General features: G+C 54.7%; 19 protein-coding genes, 1 tRNA gene, 1 pseudogene and 1 riboswitch. Of the genes and pseudogenes, 20 read left to right on the top strand and 1 reads right to left on the bottom strand.

What is annotated here, in order from left to right; all coding sequences use genetic code 11:
- Positions 1 to 61 precede the first annotated feature (61 nt).
- On the top strand, positions 62 to 952 hold the full coding sequence (locus tag NSQ22_RS09650) for an aldo/keto reductase family oxidoreductase (protein ID WP_029761281.1): 891 nt from the start codon (positions 62 to 64) through the stop codon (positions 950 to 952).
- Between the two features lie 12 nt (positions 953 to 964).
- Positions 965 to 3,121 carry a DNA topoisomerase III gene (locus NSQ22_RS09645; protein WP_008880142.1) on the top strand — a complete coding sequence of 719 codons (2,157 nt, stop codon included), beginning with the start codon at positions 965 to 967 and terminating at the stop codon, positions 3,119 to 3,121.
- A gap of 326 nt (positions 3,122 to 3,447) precedes the next feature.
- Here the strand turns inward: NSQ22_RS09645 and NSQ22_RS09640 are convergent, their stop codons facing one another.
- Entirely contained in the window at positions 3,448 to 4,326 is an 879-nt protein-coding gene (locus tag NSQ22_RS09640) for a glycerophosphodiester phosphodiesterase family protein (protein WP_339263357.1), read from the bottom strand.
- Positions 4,327 to 4,510: 184 nt separating this feature from the next.
- Between NSQ22_RS09640 and NSQ22_RS09635 the strand changes: the two genes are divergently transcribed.
- The 18 genes and pseudogenes from NSQ22_RS09635 (at position 4,511) to cobM (ending at position 17,639) form a co-directional block, all read left to right on the top strand.
- Positions 4,511 to 4,582: transfer RNA gene (locus tag NSQ22_RS09635), tRNA-Gln, on the top strand.
- A gap of 216 nt (positions 4,583 to 4,798) precedes the next feature.
- Positions 4,799 to 5,284, top strand: coding sequence for a ribonuclease E activity regulator RraA (gene rraA / locus NSQ22_RS09630; protein WP_008880144.1), 486 nt, complete (start codon positions 4,799 to 4,801; stop codon positions 5,282 to 5,284).
- 51 nt (positions 5,285 to 5,335) lie between these two features.
- Positions 5,336 to 5,590, top strand: coding sequence for a hypothetical protein (locus NSQ22_RS09625; protein ID WP_008880145.1), 255 nt, complete (start codon positions 5,336 to 5,338; stop codon positions 5,588 to 5,590).
- The gene (locus NSQ22_RS09620) at positions 5,580 to 5,960 is read left to right on the top strand and encodes a retropepsin-like aspartic protease (protein ID WP_008880146.1); all 381 of its coding nucleotides are present in this window, start codon (positions 5,580 to 5,582) and stop codon (positions 5,958 to 5,960) included. The genes NSQ22_RS09625 and NSQ22_RS09620 overlap by 11 nt, the downstream gene beginning before the upstream one ends.
- A pseudogene (locus tag NSQ22_RS09615) lies at positions 5,900 to 6,118 on the top strand (hypothetical protein); the annotation flags it as partial. The gene NSQ22_RS09620 and the pseudogene NSQ22_RS09615, both read left to right, overlap by 61 nt.
- 60 nt (positions 6,119 to 6,178) lie before the next feature.
- A riboswitch (cobalamin riboswitch) is annotated at positions 6,179 to 6,371 on the top strand.
- Between the two features lie 180 nt (positions 6,372 to 6,551).
- Complete coding sequence (locus tag NSQ22_RS09610) at positions 6,552 to 6,950, top strand: (2Fe-2S) ferredoxin domain-containing protein (RefSeq protein ID WP_008880147.1); 399 nt, start codon at positions 6,552 to 6,554, stop codon at positions 6,948 to 6,950.
- Between the two features lie 27 nt (positions 6,951 to 6,977).
- Entirely contained in the window at positions 6,978 to 7,694 is a 717-nt protein-coding gene (locus NSQ22_RS09605) for an energy-coupling factor ABC transporter permease (RefSeq protein ID WP_231926061.1), read from the top strand.
- Positions 7,695 to 7,698: 4 nt separating this feature from the next.
- On the top strand, positions 7,699 to 7,992 hold the full coding sequence (locus tag NSQ22_RS09600) for an energy-coupling factor ABC transporter substrate-binding protein (RefSeq protein ID WP_008880150.1): 294 nt from the start codon (positions 7,699 to 7,701) through the stop codon (positions 7,990 to 7,992).
- Entirely contained in the window at positions 7,976 to 8,701 is a 726-nt protein-coding gene (locus tag NSQ22_RS09595; protein ID WP_008880151.1) for a CbiQ family ECF transporter T component, read from the top strand. The genes NSQ22_RS09600 and NSQ22_RS09595 overlap by 17 nt, the downstream gene beginning before the upstream one ends.
- Entirely contained in the window at positions 8,686 to 9,495 is an 810-nt protein-coding gene (locus NSQ22_RS09590; RefSeq protein ID WP_023634355.1) for an ABC transporter ATP-binding protein, read from the top strand. Before NSQ22_RS09595 ends, NSQ22_RS09590 begins: the two co-directional genes overlap by 16 nt.
- A 66-nt stretch (positions 9,496 to 9,561) precedes the next feature.
- Positions 9,562 to 11,349 (top strand): precorrin-3B C(17)-methyltransferase, encoded by a 1,788-nt coding sequence (gene cobJ, locus NSQ22_RS09585; protein WP_031213079.1) that lies wholly within the window; start codon positions 9,562 to 9,564, stop codon positions 11,347 to 11,349.
- A 212-nt stretch (positions 11,350 to 11,561) separates the two neighbouring features.
- The gene (locus tag NSQ22_RS09580) at positions 11,562 to 12,377 is read left to right on the top strand and encodes a sirohydrochlorin chelatase (protein ID WP_327993821.1); all 816 of its coding nucleotides are present in this window, start codon (positions 11,562 to 11,564) and stop codon (positions 12,375 to 12,377) included.
- Positions 12,378 to 12,392: 15 nt separating this feature from the next.
- Positions 12,393 to 13,169, top strand: a complete 777-nt coding sequence (cobK, locus tag NSQ22_RS09575) for a precorrin-6A reductase (protein ID WP_008880155.1) — start codon at positions 12,393 to 12,395, stop codon at positions 13,167 to 13,169.
- 58 nt (positions 13,170 to 13,227) lie between these two features.
- The gene (locus NSQ22_RS09570; protein ID WP_008880156.1) at positions 13,228 to 13,875 is read left to right on the top strand and encodes a precorrin-8X methylmutase; all 648 of its coding nucleotides are present in this window, start codon (positions 13,228 to 13,230) and stop codon (positions 13,873 to 13,875) included.
- Positions 13,876 to 13,881: 6 nt separating this feature from the next.
- On the top strand, positions 13,882 to 15,000 hold the full coding sequence (locus tag NSQ22_RS09565) for a cobalt-precorrin-5B (C(1))-methyltransferase (protein ID WP_339263354.1): 1,119 nt from the start codon (positions 13,882 to 13,884) through the stop codon (positions 14,998 to 15,000).
- Positions 14,966 to 16,171 (top strand): bifunctional cobalt-precorrin-7 (C(5))-methyltransferase/cobalt-precorrin-6B (C(15))-methyltransferase, encoded by a 1,206-nt coding sequence (locus NSQ22_RS09560; RefSeq protein ID WP_008880158.1) that lies wholly within the window; start codon positions 14,966 to 14,968, stop codon positions 16,169 to 16,171. The genes NSQ22_RS09565 and NSQ22_RS09560 overlap by 35 nt, the downstream gene beginning before the upstream one ends.
- A complete protein-coding gene (gene cobI, locus NSQ22_RS09555) occupies positions 16,168 to 16,869 on the top strand; it encodes a precorrin-2 C(20)-methyltransferase (protein ID WP_008880159.1) in 702 nt (233 codons plus the stop codon). Before NSQ22_RS09560 ends, cobI begins: the two co-directional genes overlap by 4 nt.
- Complete coding sequence (gene cobM, locus NSQ22_RS09550; protein ID WP_011231288.1) at positions 16,866 to 17,639, top strand: precorrin-4 C(11)-methyltransferase; 774 nt, start codon at positions 16,866 to 16,868, stop codon at positions 17,637 to 17,639. The genes cobI and cobM overlap by 4 nt, the downstream gene beginning before the upstream one ends.
- Position 17,640: the final 1 nt, after the last annotated feature.

Here is a 17,640-nt window from a genome sequence, read left to right as displayed (position 1 = left end):
CTCGTCTGTAGTATGTGCAAACAGGAACGTTTTAGCCAAAAAAGAAGAAAGGAAGAGGATGATGGAACGAGTTCAGTTAGCGGACAACTTGTCTTTTTCCCGCGTCATTTACGGCTGCTGGCGGCTCGCCGACTGGGGCTATTCGGCCAGGCAGCTGCTTTCATTAATTGAGTTTTGCCTTGAGCGTGGCATCACCACATTTGACCATGCCGATATTTATGGCAACTACACGTGCGAATCACGTTTTGGCGATGCGCTGACATTAAAACCAAGTTTGCGCAGTCAGATTGAGATCGTGACGAAATGCGGCATTAAGCTGCCATCGAAGTATGGGATGAAATTGTACGATACAAGCAAAGATCATATCATCGCCTCGGTCGAGCAATCGCTGCGGAATTTTCGTACCGATTATATCGATGTCTTGCTCATCCATCGCCCGGATCCGTTCATGAATCCGGAAGAGGTGGCTGAGGCGTTTTGCCAGCTAAAGGCAGACGGAAAAGTGCGTTATTTCGGCGTCTCGAACTTTAAGCGTTCACAGCTTTCAATGCTCGAGTCGTATTTACCATTTCCGCTCGTTACCAATCAAATTGAAGTATCAGCGTACCGGCTGGAAAATCTTGAAGACGGCACGGTTGATCTTTGCTTGGAGAAGCGAATGCCGCCAATGGTCTGGTCGCCGCTCGCCGGTGGAGCGATCTTTTCCGCTGATGATGACCGAGCGGTGCGGTTGCGCGCCACCTTAGAACAAGTGCGGGGTGAGCTCGGCGCCGAGACGATCGATGAAGTGCTGTACGCGTGGCTTTTCGCCCATCCGGCGCGGATGATGCCGATTGTCGGCTCAGGGAAACAAGAACGAATCGAGCGGGCGGTGCGAGCATTATCTTTCTCGTTGTCCCGTGAGCAATGGTTCGCCATTTTGCAAAGTTCGATGGGGCATGATGTACCGTAAGGAGAGAAGTCGATGAAAGTCATTATTGCAGAAAAACCAGATCAAGGGGCAACACTCGCCTCCATTTTTCGCACGAAAAAACGGCAAGGTTATATCGAAATTTTGCCAAACGACTTGTTTCCGGACGGAGCGTACATGACATGGGCGATCGGCCATCTTTGCCAGCTTGCGCCGCCTGAGCGGTATCGCTCGGAATGGAAGCGGTGGACGTTGAAGGCGCTGCCCATCATTCCAGAACGATTTGAATACGAAGTGGAAAAAGCGAAAGCAAAGCAGTTCAAAGTCGTGAAAGAACTGCTGCGGAAGCCGGAAGTGAAGGAAATCATTCATGCCGGCGACGCCGGGCGTGAAGGGGAGCTCATTGTGCGCAACATCATCCGCCTGAGCGGCGTCAATAAACCGATGAAGCGGCTTTGGCTGTCGTCATTGACCCCGAAAGCGATTGAAGAAGGGTTTCGCCGCTTGCTCGACGAGCGGACGACGCGTCCATTGTATGAGGAAGCGTACGCCCGCGCCTGCGCGGATTGGCTCGTCGGCATGAACGCTTCACGAGCCTACAGCCTGTTGCTTAAGGAGCGGGGGATGAACGATGTGTTCTCCGTTGGGCGCGTGCAAACGCCGACATTGGCCTTAATTGTCCGGCGTGAGCGGGAAATTGAACAGTTTCGCCCTGAGCCGTTTTGGGAAGTGGTCGCTTCGTTTGTCATCGGCGATAAGCAGTATGAAGGAAAATGGATAGATGAAAACGGGCAAACGCGTCTCAAGGACGAAGCGATGGCAAAAAACATCGCCGCTTTCTGTCGGGGGAAGCAGGCGGTAGTCGCCGACGTCCGTACGGATCGGAAAACGTTCCAACCGCCGCTGTTGTTCAACCTGTCGACACTGCAGGCGACAGCGAACAAACTCTATCGCTTTTCCCCCAAAAAAACGCTCGATGTGTTGCAGTCGCTCTATCAAAAAGGAATCGTCTCGTATCCACGCTCTGATTCGATGCATGTGACCAGGGGAGAGGCGGAAACGTTCCCGGCTATTTTACAAAAGCTGTCGGCGTTTTCAGCGTACGCTTCGTATTTTCCGCTGCCGCAGCCTTCGATTTTACATAACAAACGTTATGTAAATGAAAAGAAAGTGACTGACCATTATGCCATCATTCCGACCGAACAAGTCGTTGACCCAGAAAAGCTGTCGGCCGATGAGCGGAAAGTGTATGATTTGATCGTCCGCCGACTCATCGCCGCCCATCACCAGGCGGCGGTTATCGATTATACAACGGTGGCGACGCTTGTTGATGGACGTGCTCGTTTCATCACAAAAGGAAGACAAGTCATTGAGGAAGGATGGCGCGCTGTCATTCGCCCGCATGAGGAGGAAAAGGAAACGGTGCTTCCGCTACTCTGCCAAGGTGAAGCCGGCGAAGTGGCGGACATCCAAGTAAAAGAAGGAAAAACGGAACCTCCGAAACGGTATACGGAAGGGCAACTCATTACGCTCATGAAAACAGCCGGGAAGTTTTTAGATGATGAAGCGCTTGAAAAAGTGCTCGCCAAAACGGAAGGGCTCGGCACAGAGGCGACAAGGGCGGCGATCATTACGATGCTGAAAGAGCGGAAGTATATCGAGGTGAAAAACAACCTTGTGTATGCGACGGACAAGGCCAAAGTATTGATCGAGGCGCTCGGTGGCACGATTCTCGCTTCACCGGAAATGACGGCAAAATGGGAACAGCGTTTAAGCGAAATTGGTGAAGGAGCGGCCTCCTCCGCCGCGTTTATGGAACAGGCGAAAAAGCTGGCGCAAAAAGTGGTTGCTGATGCCATCGCCGCTGCGCCAAGCTGGAATTTCAGCGGGCTTGACACCGCTTCGATCCAGCGGACGAAAACGAAAAAAACGGTTGGTGAACCGCTCGGGCGCTGTCCGCTTTGCGGCGGAACCGTCGTTGACAAAGGAACGTTATACGGCTGTGACCAATATGTGAAAACGAGCTGCTCGTTTACGGTCTCAAAACGTATTCTCGGCAAGTCGATTTCGGCGGCGAATATGAAAAAGCTGCTTGCGAAGGGCAAAACGAATGTCATCAAAGGATTCAAAAAAGGTGGAAAAACGTTTGACGCTGTCCTAGTGTGGGATGAAAACGATAAGAAGCTGTCATTTCAGTTTCCGAAACGGTGACGGAAGGCAGATAAAGCATGCTGCTTGTGAAAAAGCGTTTCGCAAAAAGGCGGGCCGTGGACGGTCCGCTTTTTTTCATTTTTAAATCCGCTCGCTAACCAGCCGAGGGTGTTTGATGTGGCAAAGCTGAACGGCTTGTACAACCATCCGCAAACATTACCTTGCGGATGGCGGTGGTCTATTGTGATCGTAAATAGGCCGTTTGTGTCATCAGCAATCGGCTACATCGATCTGCTTTTTTGATGATAAATGAAAGGAGAAATGCTTTTAATCAAATAAACCGTAATTATATTATGTTAACAAAAGAGGAGCCGCCCAACTATCTGTTAACCACGGGGCGGCTGGTGGCAAGCAGCAATGCGGGCGGGGCGGTCCGGGTAGTCGGTGAACAAGCCGTCAACGCCGATGGAGCATAGACGTGCCAAATCGTGTGGGTTGTTCACCGTGTAGACATGCACGATGAGCCCGCGGCTATGAGCGGCATCCACCCACTCTTGATTGGCGAGTGAAAGCGGCAAGCCAACGCCATCGGCATAGACGGCGACCTGCTCTAGCAGCTCGTTCGGGCTTATACGAGCCGTCTCGCGTTCTCCAATGAGCTGAATGAGCGGAATGCCATTTGGGATGAGCGGCCTTAGCGTCTGCAAACTCTCGGGGTGAAACGATTGAAACATGATGCGGCCGCGCTGTAAATAATGGTGTTTTTGCAATAGCTGTACGACCGATTTTTCGATGCCGGGCTGCTTTAGTTCAATATACAACGGGGCGTCGATTCGTTCTGATTTCAGCGTGTGTATGATGTCCTCAAGTGTCGGGATCGATTCGCCGGCAAAGCGCTTACCAAACCAGGAGCCGGCATCAAGACGCTTCAGCTCGGCGAGTGAAAAATCGCCAACCTGCCACGGAGAACGGCGAGGGTAGACGGTTTCGGCATTCGTCGTTCGGGCGAGTGTTGCATCATGCATGGCGATGAGTTTTCCGTCTTTCGTCATGCGCACGTCAACCTCAATATAATCAGCGTGCATGCGGGCGGCAAGCCGGTAGGAGGCAAGTGTATGCTCCGGTGCATGTCCGGAAGCACCGCGATGGGCGATGATGATCGGCTCGCGGGTGACAGACGGCTGTTGTGGAGCAGCAGAGGAGGCTAAGCCTAGCGGCAACCATACCAAGAATGAGACATAAAGCCATATTCGATGCAACGTCATCCCCCCTTTCTGTTTCCAGCATACCTTATTGGAATGAAACGGTTGTGAAGACAAGATGAAGAGATGGTAAAACGTGCGGAACGTGAATGCTTATCCGTATTTTTCCACTTGATGCAAAACGATATTCGTTTTTACGTATAAAGGAAGCCACTATGCTGCATACTGTGAATGACGACAAACACGTTGGGCTATAGCCAAGTGGTAAGGCAACGGACTTTGACTCCGTGATGCGCTGGTTCGAATCCAGCTAGCCCAGCTAAATGAGCCGGCTAGGGCGGATCGGCTTTTGGCTGGCAAAAACGGTCTCTGCCATTTCGGCATGAGGCCGTTTTTTCGTATGAAAAGCAGTTTTGCGCCGTTATGTCTTGGTGATTTGAAATCAAAGAAAGGATGGCTGCTAAAAAATCATCACGACGGCAGGATTTTGACGAATGGAGGCGAATGTAAAAAAAACGAAGGGAGAGGAATGATGGTGAAAACTGCTGATTTATGCGACCAATTTCTTGACGAGTTGCAAGTATGCGAGTTGCCGTTCCAATCGTACGGCGGAAAGCGGGCGTTTTCCGGGCCGATTGCGACGGTCGATGTGTTTGAAGACAACGTCCTTGTCCGAGAAGCGCTGGAGACGGTGCCGCCGGGGACGGTGCTCGTGGTCGATGGAAAAGGCTCGCGCCGCGTCGCGCTATTAGGCGACCGGCTGGCGCAAATCGCTTGCGAGAGGGGGCTTGCTGGCGTCATCATCCACGGCTGCATCCGCGATTCAGCGGAAATTGGCGCCATGCCGATTGGCGTGATGGCGATCGGCACATGCCCGGTGAAAAGCAAAAAAGAGGGAAAAGGCTCACGCGACGTTGCGCTCGAGTTTGGCGGCGTCCGCTGGGAGCCAGGGGCGTACGTGTACGCTGATGCGGACGGCGTTGTCGTCGCCAACAAAGATTTGTTGGCGAAAAATGGTTGACGGCTGCGGTCGAGTCTCGTTCAATACAACGAACAGGTTGAGGCGATGGAGATGGAATGGCAGGAAGTGCGTTCATTGTATCCAAATCAATTTGTGAAATTACAAGTATTAAAGTCCCATTTAGAGGGAGATCAAGAAATCATTGAAGAGGTGGCTGTTATCGGAACGGTTTCGGACAAGGATGCAACTCGTGAGTTGCTGCAATCGAAAGGGAATCAGCTTGTTTATCATACTAGCCACAAGGAGATTGTTTTAAAAGTTCGGGGAGCGATTGGCCTGAGAGGGAAATTTCATTATGCAGATTGAATATCGTGAAGGCTTGCTGTTTGCATCGATCGAAATCGTTTATCAAGGAAGGTCTAAGTTGATTCATAATATGGTGATTGATACTGGTGCGGCGAAAACAGTGATTTCTCAAAATGCAGTAGAAGATATTCATTTGCGGGTAGAGCCGGGCGATCGTATTGTGGCTTATTACGGAATCGGTGGGAAAGAGTACGCGTTTACAAAAAAATTAGACTGTATTCAGCTAGATTCTTTCCAGCTAAGAGAGTATGAAATTGATTTTAGCGGGATGGACTATGAGGGGATTAACGGTTTGTTAGGATTGGATATATTGCTGGGCGCTGGATTTGTCTTAGACCTGGACAAGTTGGAGATGTATCGTTCTGGTTGAAATGGAACGCCCGCTCGAAATGCCAAAAAGAAGGAAAAGGCGCCCGCGACGTTGCGCTCGAGTTTGGCGGCGTCCGCTGGGAGCCAGGGGCGTACGTGTACGCTGATGCGGACGGCGTTGTCGTCGCCAACAAAGATTTGTCGGCAAAAAACGGTTGACGGCAACGCATTGGTTGTACTACGATGAAAACGGATGCTTGTTCCATGACAGCGCATATATGGCGGTAAGACAAACAAGGTGCCTAGCCCGCTTAGGGCTTGGGTGAAAAGGGAAGCTCGGTGAAAATCCGGCACGGTGCCCGCCACTGTGATGGGGAGCTTTGCGGCAACAAGTCACTGAAGGATGCTTCGGGAAGACGCCGCCAAGCGATGATCCTAAGTCAGGAGACCTGCCTTGTTTGGATCGGACGGATGCCTACGGGACTATAGGCAGACGTGCGGGAGAATGACGGCTTTAGGGGCCCTGTTTGGGCCGTTTACGGCTTTCGTATACATTTTTCTGCACCTCTGCTGTAGAGGTGCTTTTTCTTTTGTCGAAAAACCGTCCGTCTGCCGCATTTCATTCTACCATTCTAGCAAAAGGGGGGATTTGGTGGCGACGTGGGATTTGCGGGGAATGAAGCATCATGTGCTCATTTGCAACGGAGGGACGTGCCTCCGCCATGGCGGAGATGACGTGACAACCGCGGTGCGCGAGGAAATCGCCCGCCTTGGGCTTGACGACGCTGTCCATACAACAAGGACGCGCTGCAACGGCCGTTGCCAAGACGCATGCGTGATGATCGTCTACCCGGACGGCGTCTGGTACCGGCAGATGACGCCAGAGAAGGCGAAAGAAGTCGCGCGCGTCCATTTGGGTGAGGGTGTTCCGCTGCGGGAGTGGGCGACGTATGAGTATGAAGGGGAATTGGTGTTGACGCCGATCGGCGAGCGTGAGGCGGCAAGTGGAAAACGAAAAAACGAGCATATCGAGAAAGGAGCAAGCAGATAAATGAAAAGAACCGTTCGATGGAGCGGGATGATGGCTTTATTCGTTGTATATTTTTGGCTCACCAATGAAAACGAAGTAAATGCCATGCATATTATGGAAGGTTTTTTGCCTGTCAAATGGGCGCTGTTTTGGTGGATCCTGTTTTTGCCGTTTTTCTTGTTTGGGCTGCGCAGGCTTGTTCATGCTTCGAAGCAGCATCTCGAGCATAAGCTCCTGATGGCTTTAGCTGGTGCGTTTACGTTTGTGCTATCGGCGCTGAAAATCCCGTCGGTCACTGGCAGCAGTTCTCATCCGACCGGGATCGGGTTTGGATCCATTTTGTTTGGGCCGTGGGTGATGGTGGTGATCGGTACGATCGTCCTTCTGTTTCAAGCGTTGCTTCTTGCCCATGGAGGGGTGACAACGCTTGGAGCGAACGCGATGTCGATGGCAATCATCGGACCTTTCGTCGCCTACGGGCTGTATCAATTGTGCCGAAAAGGGGCGCTGTCAAATCGTGTTGCATTGTTTCTCGCCGCTTGCTTATCAGACTTGGCGACGTACGTCATGACTTCCCTGCAGCTCGCCTTGGCGTTTCCCGCACCTGATGGCGGAATCGTGGCCTCATTTTGGAAATTTGCGGGCATCTTCGCGATCACGCAAGTGCCGTTGGCGGTGACAGAAGGCATTGTAACGGTGATCGTCTGGAACTGGCTTGCTTCCTACCAAGCTTCTCCGCTGTTCCAAAGAGAAAAGGGGGCGTGAGGATATGAAGAAAAATGGTTTGCTCATCTTGCTCGCTGCTTTGCTCATCATCGGGCCGCTTTGGTGGGCGCGCGGATCGGAGTTCGGAGGAACAGACGACCAAGCGGAAAAAGCCATTCAAGCACTTCATCCGCAGTATCGCCCGTGGTTTGAGTCGATTTTTACCCCTCCTGGAGGCGAAGTCGAAACGCTGTTGTTCTCGTTGCAAGCCGCGCTTGGCGCCGGTGTGATCGGCTATGTCATCGGGTTGTACAAAGGACGATCGGAGCGGAAAAACAGCCATGATTCGCGAGTTTGATCGTTGGGCGTATGAAAATCGACTCCGCTCTTGGGGAGCGGAATGGAAATGGCTTATGGCCTCCGTTCTGCTTCTTATCGTCATGACCGGGGGCTGGCGCGAGCAATTGATCGTGCTTGGCGGGATGGCATACTGGATTATGGGGAGTGCAGGTGTACCGTTTTCCTTGTATGGAAAAGCAATGTTGGCCGCCTGTGCCTTCTTGGCCCCCAGCTTGCTGACGCTTGTCGTGTCGGTGTCTTTTCCGTTTCGAATTTCAATGATGGATAGCCAGTTGCAACTGGCTGCAGAGCTGGCCATTCGCTCTCTCGCCGCCTGGTCGTGCCTGTTTTTCGCCCTCATTACGACTCCGATGCCGGAGTTATTTTCCGTACTGCGAAGAATGCACCTCCCAGCTGCGCTCGTTGAACTTTGCTTTCTTATGTACCGCTTCATCTTTTTATTGGAACAGGCGGCCGCTGAGCTTATGTTGGCGTTGCGCGCCCGCAGCGGGGGGGCGCATTGGCGCCACGGTGTGATGCTGATGTATCAATTATGGATGAAAACGTGGCAATCGTATGAAGCATATAGCCGTTCACTTGCCGCCCGGGGCGGGATGGCGACGGTCGCATATACGCATCAAGCGAAAAAAGCGAGTGTGCGCCCTGTTGATATTGCGGCCGGCATCATAATGGCTCTGCTGCTTGGGGTGGCATGGCGGAAAGGGTGAAAACGTTGCTATTGCGAATGGAACAGGTGAAGTATGCTTACCATTCAACGCATTATGTGCTGAATGGGATTGATTGGGAGATTCTAGAAGGAAAAAAGTACGCTTTGATCGGGCCGAACGGATGCGGCAAAACGACGCTGTTTCTTCATTTGAATGGGCTGTTGCGGGCGCAGGAAGGAACGGTATATTGGAAAGGGCGCAACATGTATGAACGCGGCGCTGATTGGGCGCAATGGCGACGGGAAGTCGGCATCGTCTTTCAAAACCCGGAGCATCAAATTTTGGCCCCGCTTGTGCGCGATGAATTGACGATCAGCCTCACTCATGCCGGTGTCGATGCGGAAAGCATGAAGAAGGCGCTCGTTTCGATCGCAGAAGAATACAAACTCCATTCTTGGTTGGACCGTCCGACCCACCAACTTAGCCTCGGGCAGAAAAAATGGCTGACCCTTTGCTGCACGATGGCCACCAAGCCGGACTTGCTCGTGCTTGATGAACCAACCGCCTACTTGGACCAGCATCAGACAAAGCAGTTTCTCAAGCAAATTGATGCGATTCACCAGGCGGGGACGACGGTGTTGATCGCCACCCATGACATGGATTTCGTCTGGCAGTGGGCGGATGTCGTCGCGGTCATGCACGAAGGACGCGTCGTGATGCAAGGGGAGCCGGAAGACGTGTTTGCCGACCGTCAGCGGCTTTTGGACATTCGTTTGGATGTTCCGCTTTTTGTGCGGCTTTGGCAAGAGTGGCGGCCAAAGGAAAAGAACGTGCCCCGATGTTTTGTACCATGAAGGGAAATAAGCGGCGGCGAATTCGTTATGGAAAGTGGGCCTAATTGGCAAAGGAGGGGGATCATGATGAGCGGCAAATTGCTCATTGTCGGCTTTGGCCCGGGAAGCGTCGACCATATGACGAAACGGGCTCGGGAAGCGATTGAAGAAAGCGACGTCATCATCGGCTACAAAACGTACATCGAACTTGTGCGCGATCTGATTGTCGGAAAGGAAATCATCAGCACGGGCATGACGGAAGAGGTGAGCCGCGCCCAAGCGGCGGTGAAATGGGCGGAGCGCGGCAAAACGGTCGCCGTCATTTCAAGCGGTGACGCCGGGTTGTACGGCATGGCCGGGCTCGTGTATGAAGTGCTGATCGAAAAAGGGTGGACGAAAGACAGCTCGATTGAAGTCGAAGTCATCCCCGGCATTTCCGCGATCCATTCGTGCGCCGCGCTGCTTGGCGCACCGATTATGCACGATGCGTGCACGATCAGCTTGAGCGACCATTTGACGCCGTGGGAGCTGATTGAAAAGCGGATTGACGCCGCCGCCGCGGCCGATTTTGTCATCGCGCTTTACAACCCGAAAAGCGGACGGCGCACTAGACAGATTGTGGAAGCACAGCGCATCCTGCTCCGCCATCGGTCTCCGGAAACCCCGGTCGGTCTGGTGAAAAGCGCGTACCGCGAGCGGCAGCATATCGTCCTCACCGACTTGGCGCATATGCTTGACCATGAGATCGGCATGTTGACGACGGTGATTATCGGCAACTCAACGACATTCGTCCATGACGGCGTGATGATCACGCCGCGCGGCTACCAGCGCAAGTATCAACTAGCAGCCGCCGTCCAGCCGCTCAAACCGCATGAACGGCTGCGCAAAGAAGCGGAGCCGTGGGCGCTTGACCAGACGAAACCGCTAGAAGATGAGGACGAAGGAAGCACGGGGGCATCAGGACCGTCCGAAGCGGCTGTCCTCGCCGGGGACAACCAGAAGGATCGTGCTTTCACCGCCTTGGCCACCGCGGTTCGACCGCCGTCTGTTGCCGCGGCCACGAAGGAGGCCGAGCCAACGCCGCTGGCTGCCGTTTTGCCGACGCTTGCTGCACCGCTGGCAAAAACAGCCAAACGGCAGCCGACCGCCGCGCCAAAACGGGTGAAAGAAACAGCCGAAGACGCGCTCGCCGCTTTAGAGAGACGGAAAACAAGAAAGACGGCGGCCGTGTTGTTGGAAGCGGCGGTGAGCCCGGGCGTGGCCAATAAACAGTTCACCCCGGAACAGCTCATCGTGCTTGCGGAAGTGGTAGGGATGGATGGAAAAATGACCTACACACCGGATCATTATATGAAAATCGAACGGTTGACAGAGGACCCAGATGGGCTTGTGGCCCGTCTCGTTGACGCCGGACTGATCGTGATGCCGGTCGGTGATGTGCTGACGGTGAAGGCATGTGATTTTTGCGATGGAGAGAAAAAAGACGCCATTCCATACGCGGAGGAATTGGCGCGCCGGTTTGGCGGCATGGCGCTGCCGAAAGAGTTGAAGCTTGGCATCAACGGCTGCGGGATGGCGTGCTACGGCGCGGTGCACGAAGACATCGGGCTTGTGTACCGGAAAGGGAAATTTGATTTGTTTTTGGGCGGGAAAACGGTCGGCCGCAACGCCCATCCCGGCCAGCTCGTCGCGGAAGGCATTCCGCCGGAAGAAATTGTGGCGGTTATGGCAGAAATCATCGAACAGTATCAAGAACAAGCACATCCAAATGAACGGTTTCATAAGTTTTTCCGCCGCGTGAAGCAAGTCGGACGTTTTTCACACGAAGAGGCAAAACCGGCCGCGTCCATCGAAATGCCGGCTTGCGGCGAGTGACGGAAGCATGTGTTATATAAGTGCAGCTTGAACGTCTGCAGATGTCGTTGGTGTCGAAGCGACGCATCTTTTTCCGACAGTCGATCGAATAACCGGCTGGTTCCATAAAAGAGCATAGATGGGCGCCTCGCATTTGGATGAAGCGCCCATCGAGTCATTGCGCTTATAGGGAACGGCGGAAGACGTCCGCTAACAAAAGGGGGAAAACAAGGATGAGAGCCATTTTATTTGTCGGCCATGGCAGCCGCGACCCGGAAGGGAACGAGCAAGTGCGGCAGTTTGTCGACCGCCTGCGGCCGCGTTTGCGCGATTCGTTTCATATTGAAACAAGTTTTTTAGAATTTGGCCGTCCGTCGATCGGCGAAGGAATCGAACGCTGCGCCGAAGCCGGGGCAATGGAAGTGGCGGTCATTCCGCTCATTTTATTGCCGGCCGGGCATTCGAAGCTGCATATCCCGGCGGAAATCGATGAGGCCAAAGCGCGCTATCCGCATATGGTGTTCCGCTACGGCCGCCCCATCGGCGTCCATGAGCAGACATTTGCTATTTTGCGCGAACGATTGCAAGAAATCGGCGAGCGGCCGGAGCAGCCGGATGACGGAACAGCGGTCATTTTGCTTGGCCGCGGCGGGAGCGATCCGGATGCGAACAGCGACTTGTATAAAATCGCCCGCCTCTTTTGGGAACAGACCGGCTATGCGCTCATCGAGCCGGCGTTTATGGGCGTGACGACGCCGTCGCTTGATGATGCTGTCCGCCGCTGTCTCATGCTCGGAGCTAGGCGGATCGTTGTTCTTCCGTATTTTTTATTCACCGGCATCCTGATTAAGCGGCTTGAGCAGCAAATGGCGCAATACCAAGCTGAGCACTCGCATATCTCGTTTGCGCTTGCCGGCTATTTTGGATTTCATCCGAAGCTTGAGGAGATCGTGCTTGACCGCCTCAACGAGGTGCTCGGCCAAACGGTGGCGATGAATTGCGACATCTGTCAATATCGGCTGCACGCCGCCCATCATCACCATCATTGAAGGAGGAAGCGTCCGATGATTTTATTGTTAGCTGGAACAAGCGATGCCCGCGAATTGGCGGTGATGATCCAACAAGCCGGCTATAACGTAACCGCGACGGTCGTCACCGATCACGCGGCCGAACAGCTCCGATCGGCCGGCATTCGCGCCTATGTCGGCCGCTTGGATGCGTCCCAGCTTGCCGATCTGGCCAAAGCCGAGGGGGCCAAAGCGATTGTGGACGCGAGCCATCCATTTGCTGAAGAGGCGTCAAAAAACGCCATGCAAGCGGCAGCAGACGCCGGGTTGCCCTACATTCGCTACGAGCGGCAGGCGTCTTCGTTTTCATCCGAGAAGGTGACATTTGTCGACAGCTATGAAGAAGCGGCTGACTTGGCGGCGGAAAAAGGCGGCGTCGTGATGCTGACGACCGGCAGCAAAACGCTCGACATTTTCGCCGCGAGGCTCATCGGTCGCCCGGACGTCAAGGTGATTGCGCGGATGCTGCCGCGGAAAGACAATCTCGACAAATGCGAGCGGCTCGGGTTTTCCCAAGAGCAGATCGTCATGATGCAAGGGCCGTTTACGAAAGAGCTCGATCGGGCGCTATACCGCCATTTTGGCGTCACGGTCGTCGTCACGAAAGAAAGCGGCAAAGTCGGGTTTGTCGATGAGAAAATCGCTGCCGCCGAGGAGCTCGGCATTGATGTCATCGTCATCCGCCGCCCACGGTTGTCATACGGCATCGTGCATCACGATTTTGCCGGCGTGCTCGAGGCGTTGAAGCAGCATGCGCCGCTTCCGGCCGTGTAAAGAATGGGATTCTAGCGGCCGCTCATGCAAGCGATCATGAAGAAAGGAGAGAATTGTCATGGACTTCCATACAACATTTCGTCCGGCGACGGTGCAGCCGGAACAAATTGAAGCGCGCAGCTTTCAAATCATTGATGAAGAGATCGGCGAGCATTCATTTACAGAAGAACAATACCGAATCGTTCAGCGCGTCATCCATGCATCGGCTGATTTTGAGCTGGGCAAAAGCCTCATTTTCCACCCGGATGCGATCCGCTCAGGCATTGATGCCATTCGCAGCGGCAAGCTCGTCGTCGCCGATGTGCAAATGGTGCAAGCCGGCGTCAATCAAGCGCGGCTTGCGAAGTTCGGCGGTGCGGTGCGCGTCTATATTTCTGATGAAGACGTGATCGCTGAAGCGAAACGGTTGAATACGACGAGGGCGATTGTGGCGATGCGCAAAGCGGTGAAAGAAGCGGAAGGCGGCATTTTTGCCATCGGCAACGCTCCGACAGCGTTATTGGAGCTCATTCGCCTCATCAAAGAAGGAGAGGCGCGGCCGGGATTGGTGATCGGCTTGCCGGTCGGATTCGTCTCGGCGGCGGAATCAAAAGAAGAATTGGCGAAGCTCGATGTGCCGTTCATCACCAACCGCGGCCGCAAAGGAGGAAGCACCGTGACCGTCGCTGCCTTGAATGCTTTATCGCTGCTCGCCGAGCGAGGGTGACGAACGATGGAAACGAAAAAAACGCTGCGTGAAGGGTATACGACCGGATCATGCGCGACAGCGGCAACGAAAGCCGCGCTCACGGCGCTCATCACTGGCCAAGTGCAGGCGGAGGCGACGATTCGGATTCCGATCGGGCGGGTGGTGACCTTTTCGCTCGCCTCTTGTTCGTTCGATGGCGAAACGGCGACGGCCTCGGTCGTGAAGGATGGCGGCGATGACCCAGATGCGACGCACGGCGCGCTCATCGTTTCCACTGTCTCGTGGGCCTCGTCGCCGGGCGTTCATATCGACGGCAGTGAAGGGGTCGGACGCGTCACCAAACCCGGCTTGCCGGTGCCGGTCGGGGAAGCGGCGATCAATCCAGTGCCGCGGCAAATGATCCGCGAAGCCGTCAATGAAGTGCTGGCGCAATACGGTCTACATCGCGGGGTGAAGGTCGTCATTTCTGTGCCCGGCGGCGAGGAAATCGCCAAAAAAACGTTGAACCCGAGACTAGGCATCATTGGCGGCATTTCGATTTTGGGGACGCGCGGCATCGTCGTTCCGTTCTCCACCGCCGCCTACCGGGCGAGCATCGTGCAGGCGCTTCAAGTGGCGAAAGCGAACGGCTGCCGCCATGTTGTCATCACGACCGGGGGGCGGAGCGAGAAATACGCCATGCAAGAATATCCACATTTGCCGGAAGAAGCGTTTATCGAAATGGGCGATTTTGTCGGCTTTACGCTGAAACAATGCAAACGGCTTGGCATCAAGATGGTGTCGATGGTCGGGATGATGGGGAAATTTTCGAAAGTCGCTCAAGGAGTGATGATGGTGCACTCGAAAAGCGCCCCGGTCGACTTTGGCTTTTTGGCTGCCATCGCCGAGCAGGCAGGTGCTGGCCCAGAACTGGTGGCTGCGGTGCGCGGCGCGAATACGGCGGCGCAAGTCGGCGACATGATGCAAGAGGCCGGTTGCATGAAGTTTTTCGAGCTTTTGTGCGAAGCGTGCTGCCAGGCGGCGCTTCACGAAGTGGGAGGCGGTCTGACGGTGGCGACGTCCATTTACACAATGAACGGACAACAATTAGGAAAGGCGGTGCAGACCGATGGGGACGATGAAGTTGATCGGTGTGGGTGCTGATGGGCAAGCAAGTCTTCCTGAGCTGTATCGACGCTGGATTGATGAAAGCGAGCTGCTTGTCGGCGGCGAACGGCAGCTGGCGATGTTTCCTGAATACAAAGGAGAAACGATCATCATCCGCCGCGGACTGGCGGAGCTGGTGGAGCGGCTCCGCCATGAGACGCGCAACACGGTCGTGCTTGCTTCCGGCGATCCGCTCTTTTACGGCATCGGCAGCTATTTGGCCGGCAAATTGCCGATCGACGTGTATCCGGCCGTCAGCTCAGTGCAATGGGCGTTTGCGAAAATGGGCGAGTCTTGGCAAGACGCGGCGTTTGTCAGCGTCCATGGCCGGCCGCTCACCGGTTTGGCTCAGCGGATCGACGGGCGGCGCAAAGTCGCCATCTTAACCGATGAGACGAACTCGCCGGCCGCCATCGCCCGCTATTTGCTCGAGTACGGCATGACGGAATATGAGGCGTTTGTCGGCGAGGAGCTCGGCGGGCCGAATGAGCGATGCCGGTTTTTCAAGCTAGAAGAAATGGCAGAAACCGAGTTTCTTCCATTAAATATAGTCATTTTGAGGCAAACCGCTCCTGGTCCGATTTGGCCGCTCGGCATTGACGATGATGAATTTTTCCAACGCAAGCCGGACAAAGGGCTGATTACAAAGAAAGAAATTCGCGTCTTAAGCGTAAGCGCCTTGCGCTTGCGCCCGGACAGCGTCGTCTGGGACATTGGGACGTGCACCGGTTCGGTCGCGATTGAAGCGGCGAAAATCGCCCGCGACGGGGCGGTGTTTGCGATTGAAAAAAATGAATACGACCTCGAGATTTGCTGGCAAAACTTGCGCAAATTCCGCGTTGACATCACGCTTGTGCACGGCAGGGCGCCCGATCGGCTCGATGAGTTTGCCGACCCGGATGCCATCTTTATCGGCGGCACGTCAGGCGCGATGTCGCCGTTGTTGGATGTCTGTGCGAAACGGCTGAAGAAAAATGGACGCATCGTGATCAACGCGGCAACGGTTGAGACGCTTGCTGAAGCGGGCTGCGAGCTGCGCAGCCGTGGATTTCATGTTGACATCACGCTCGCGCAAGTGTCGCGAAGCAAGCCCATTTTAGAGTTGACGCGCTTTGAGGCGCTCAATCCGGTGTATATCATGACAGCCAAGCGGGAGGGAGACGAATGACCGGCACGTTGTACGGCATCGGTGTTGGCCCGGGCGATCCAGAGCTCATGACGGTGAAAGCATACCGCCGCCTAAAAGAAGCGGATGTCATCGCCTATCCAAAAAAAGGGCGGCAAAGCAAAAGCTATGCGGAACAAATTATTGATGCGTATTTTGCGCCAGAGGAAAAACGGCGGCTCGGCCTGCATTTTCCGATGACAAAAGACCGAGCCTTGCTTGAGCCGAAGTGGAACGAGGCGGCGGACGCCATTTGGGCGGAGCTGTCGGCCGGGCGCGATGTCGCGTTTGTGACCGAAGGCGATCCGCTGTTGTACAGCACGTTCATCCATTTGATGCACGTAATGGAGCGCCGCTATCCGGAAGCGCCGATTGAAGTCGTCCCCGGCGTCAGTTCGGCCAACGCTGCTGCCGCTAGGCTTCGTCTGCCGCTGGCGGATGGTGATGAAACCGTGGCGATCGTGCCCGCCCGCGACGATGTTGAGGCGATGAAAGCAGTGCTTCTTGAGCACGATTGCGTTGTCTTTTTTAAAGTGGCGAAAGTGATCGATTTGCTGGTTCGTCTGTTGCGGGAACTCGATTTGCTTCATCGCGCCGCTGTTGTGACGAAAGTGACGTCCGGCGAGGAAGTCGTGTGGAAGGTCGAGGAGCTCGACGGAGCGGAACTCGAATATTTGACATTGATGGTGGTGAGAAAGTGAAGCTGTATATCGTAGGGGCGGGGCCGGGAGCGCCGGATTTGATCACGGTTCGCGGCGCCGAGCTTCTCGCTGCTGCCGACGCCATTTTTTACACCGACTCGCTAGTGAGCGCGGAATTGATCGAGCGCTACCGGAAGCCGGATGCTGACGTTTTCCATACCGCCGGCATGCATTTAGAAGAAATGGTCGCGGCAATGGCGGAGCAAGTGAAACAAGGACGGCTTGTCGTGCGCGTCCATACCGGTGATCCATCGATTTACGGGGCGACGCTTGAGCAAATCGCCTTGTTGAAAGAAGAAGGAATTGAAGTGGAAATCGTCCCCGGCGTCAGTTCGGCGTTTGCCGCCGCGGCCGCCGTGCAGGCGGAGCTCACCGTTCCGGAATTGACGCAGACGGTCATTTTCACCCGCGCCGAGGGGCGGACGCCGATGCCGCCGCGTGAGAAATTGCAGGAGCTGGCGCAGCATCATTGCACGCTCGTTCTTTTTTTAAGCGCGACGCTTGCCAAAAAAGTAAGCGCGGCGCTCCTTGAAGCGGGTTGGAGCGGTGATACGCCTGTCGCGATCGTCTATAAGGCGACATGGCCGGATGAAGTCGTGATTCGTTCCACCGTTGCCACAATGGCTGACGATATGCGGCGCCATGGTGTGACGAAACACGCGATCATGTTGGCCGGTTGGGCGCTCGATCCCCATATTCATGAGCGCGGCTACCGTTCGAAGCTGTACGACCGCACGTTTACGCACGGATATCGAAAGGGGGAGAAGTAAG

The sequence above is a fragment of the Geobacillus sp. FSL K6-3411 genome, assembly GCF_037965715.1.
GTDB classification, from domain to species: Bacteria; Bacillota; Bacilli; order Bacillales; family Anoxybacillaceae; genus Geobacillus; species Geobacillus thermodenitrificans.
The sequence above is the reverse complement of the archived record's forward strand: the minus strand, read 5'-3'. Positions and strand labels throughout refer to the sequence as shown.

What these genes read in the sequence shown, in the direction of transcription:
- NSQ22_RS09605 (WP_231926061.1), top strand. Translation starts at nt 6,978, where the DNA reads ATGATGGCTTTATTCGTTGTATATTTTTGGCTCACCAATGAAAACGAA.
- NSQ22_RS09650 (WP_029761281.1), top strand. Translation starts at nt 62, where the DNA reads ATGGAACGAGTTCAGTTAGCGGACAACTTGTCTTTTTCCCGCGTCATT.
- cobK (WP_008880155.1), top strand. Translation starts at nt 12,393, where the DNA reads ATGATTTTATTGTTAGCTGGAACAAGCGATGCCCGCGAATTGGCGGTG.
- NSQ22_RS09595 (WP_008880151.1), top strand. Translation starts at nt 7,976, where the DNA reads ATGATTCGCGAGTTTGATCGTTGGGCGTATGAAAATCGACTCCGCTCT.
- NSQ22_RS09560 (WP_008880158.1), top strand. Translation starts at nt 14,966, where the DNA reads ATGGGGACGATGAAGTTGATCGGTGTGGGTGCTGATGGGCAAGCAAGT.
- cobI (WP_008880159.1), top strand. Translation starts at nt 16,168, where the DNA reads ATGACCGGCACGTTGTACGGCATCGGTGTTGGCCCGGGCGATCCAGAG.
- cobJ (WP_031213079.1), top strand. Translation starts at nt 9,562, where the DNA reads ATGAGCGGCAAATTGCTCATTGTCGGCTTTGGCCCGGGAAGCGTCGAC.
- NSQ22_RS09620 (WP_008880146.1), top strand. Translation starts at nt 5,580, where the DNA reads ATGCAGATTGAATATCGTGAAGGCTTGCTGTTTGCATCGATCGAAATC.
- NSQ22_RS09570 (WP_008880156.1), top strand. Translation starts at nt 13,228, where the DNA reads ATGGACTTCCATACAACATTTCGTCCGGCGACGGTGCAGCCGGAACAA.
- NSQ22_RS09600 (WP_008880150.1), top strand. Translation starts at nt 7,699, where the DNA reads ATGAAGAAAAATGGTTTGCTCATCTTGCTCGCTGCTTTGCTCATCATC.
- NSQ22_RS09625 (WP_008880145.1), top strand. Translation starts at nt 5,336, where the DNA reads ATGGAATGGCAGGAAGTGCGTTCATTGTATCCAAATCAATTTGTGAAA.
- NSQ22_RS09645 (WP_008880142.1), top strand. Translation starts at nt 965, where the DNA reads ATGAAAGTCATTATTGCAGAAAAACCAGATCAAGGGGCAACACTCGCC.
- NSQ22_RS09565 (WP_339263354.1), top strand. Translation starts at nt 13,882, where the DNA reads ATGGAAACGAAAAAAACGCTGCGTGAAGGGTATACGACCGGATCATGC.
- NSQ22_RS09580 (WP_327993821.1), top strand. Translation starts at nt 11,562, where the DNA reads ATGAGAGCCATTTTATTTGTCGGCCATGGCAGCCGCGACCCGGAAGGG.
- NSQ22_RS09590 (WP_023634355.1), top strand. Translation starts at nt 8,686, where the DNA reads ATGGCGGAAAGGGTGAAAACGTTGCTATTGCGAATGGAACAGGTGAAG.
- NSQ22_RS09640 (WP_339263357.1), bottom strand. Translation starts at nt 4,326, where the DNA reads ATGACGTTGCATCGAATATGGCTTTATGTCTCATTCTTGGTATGGTTG.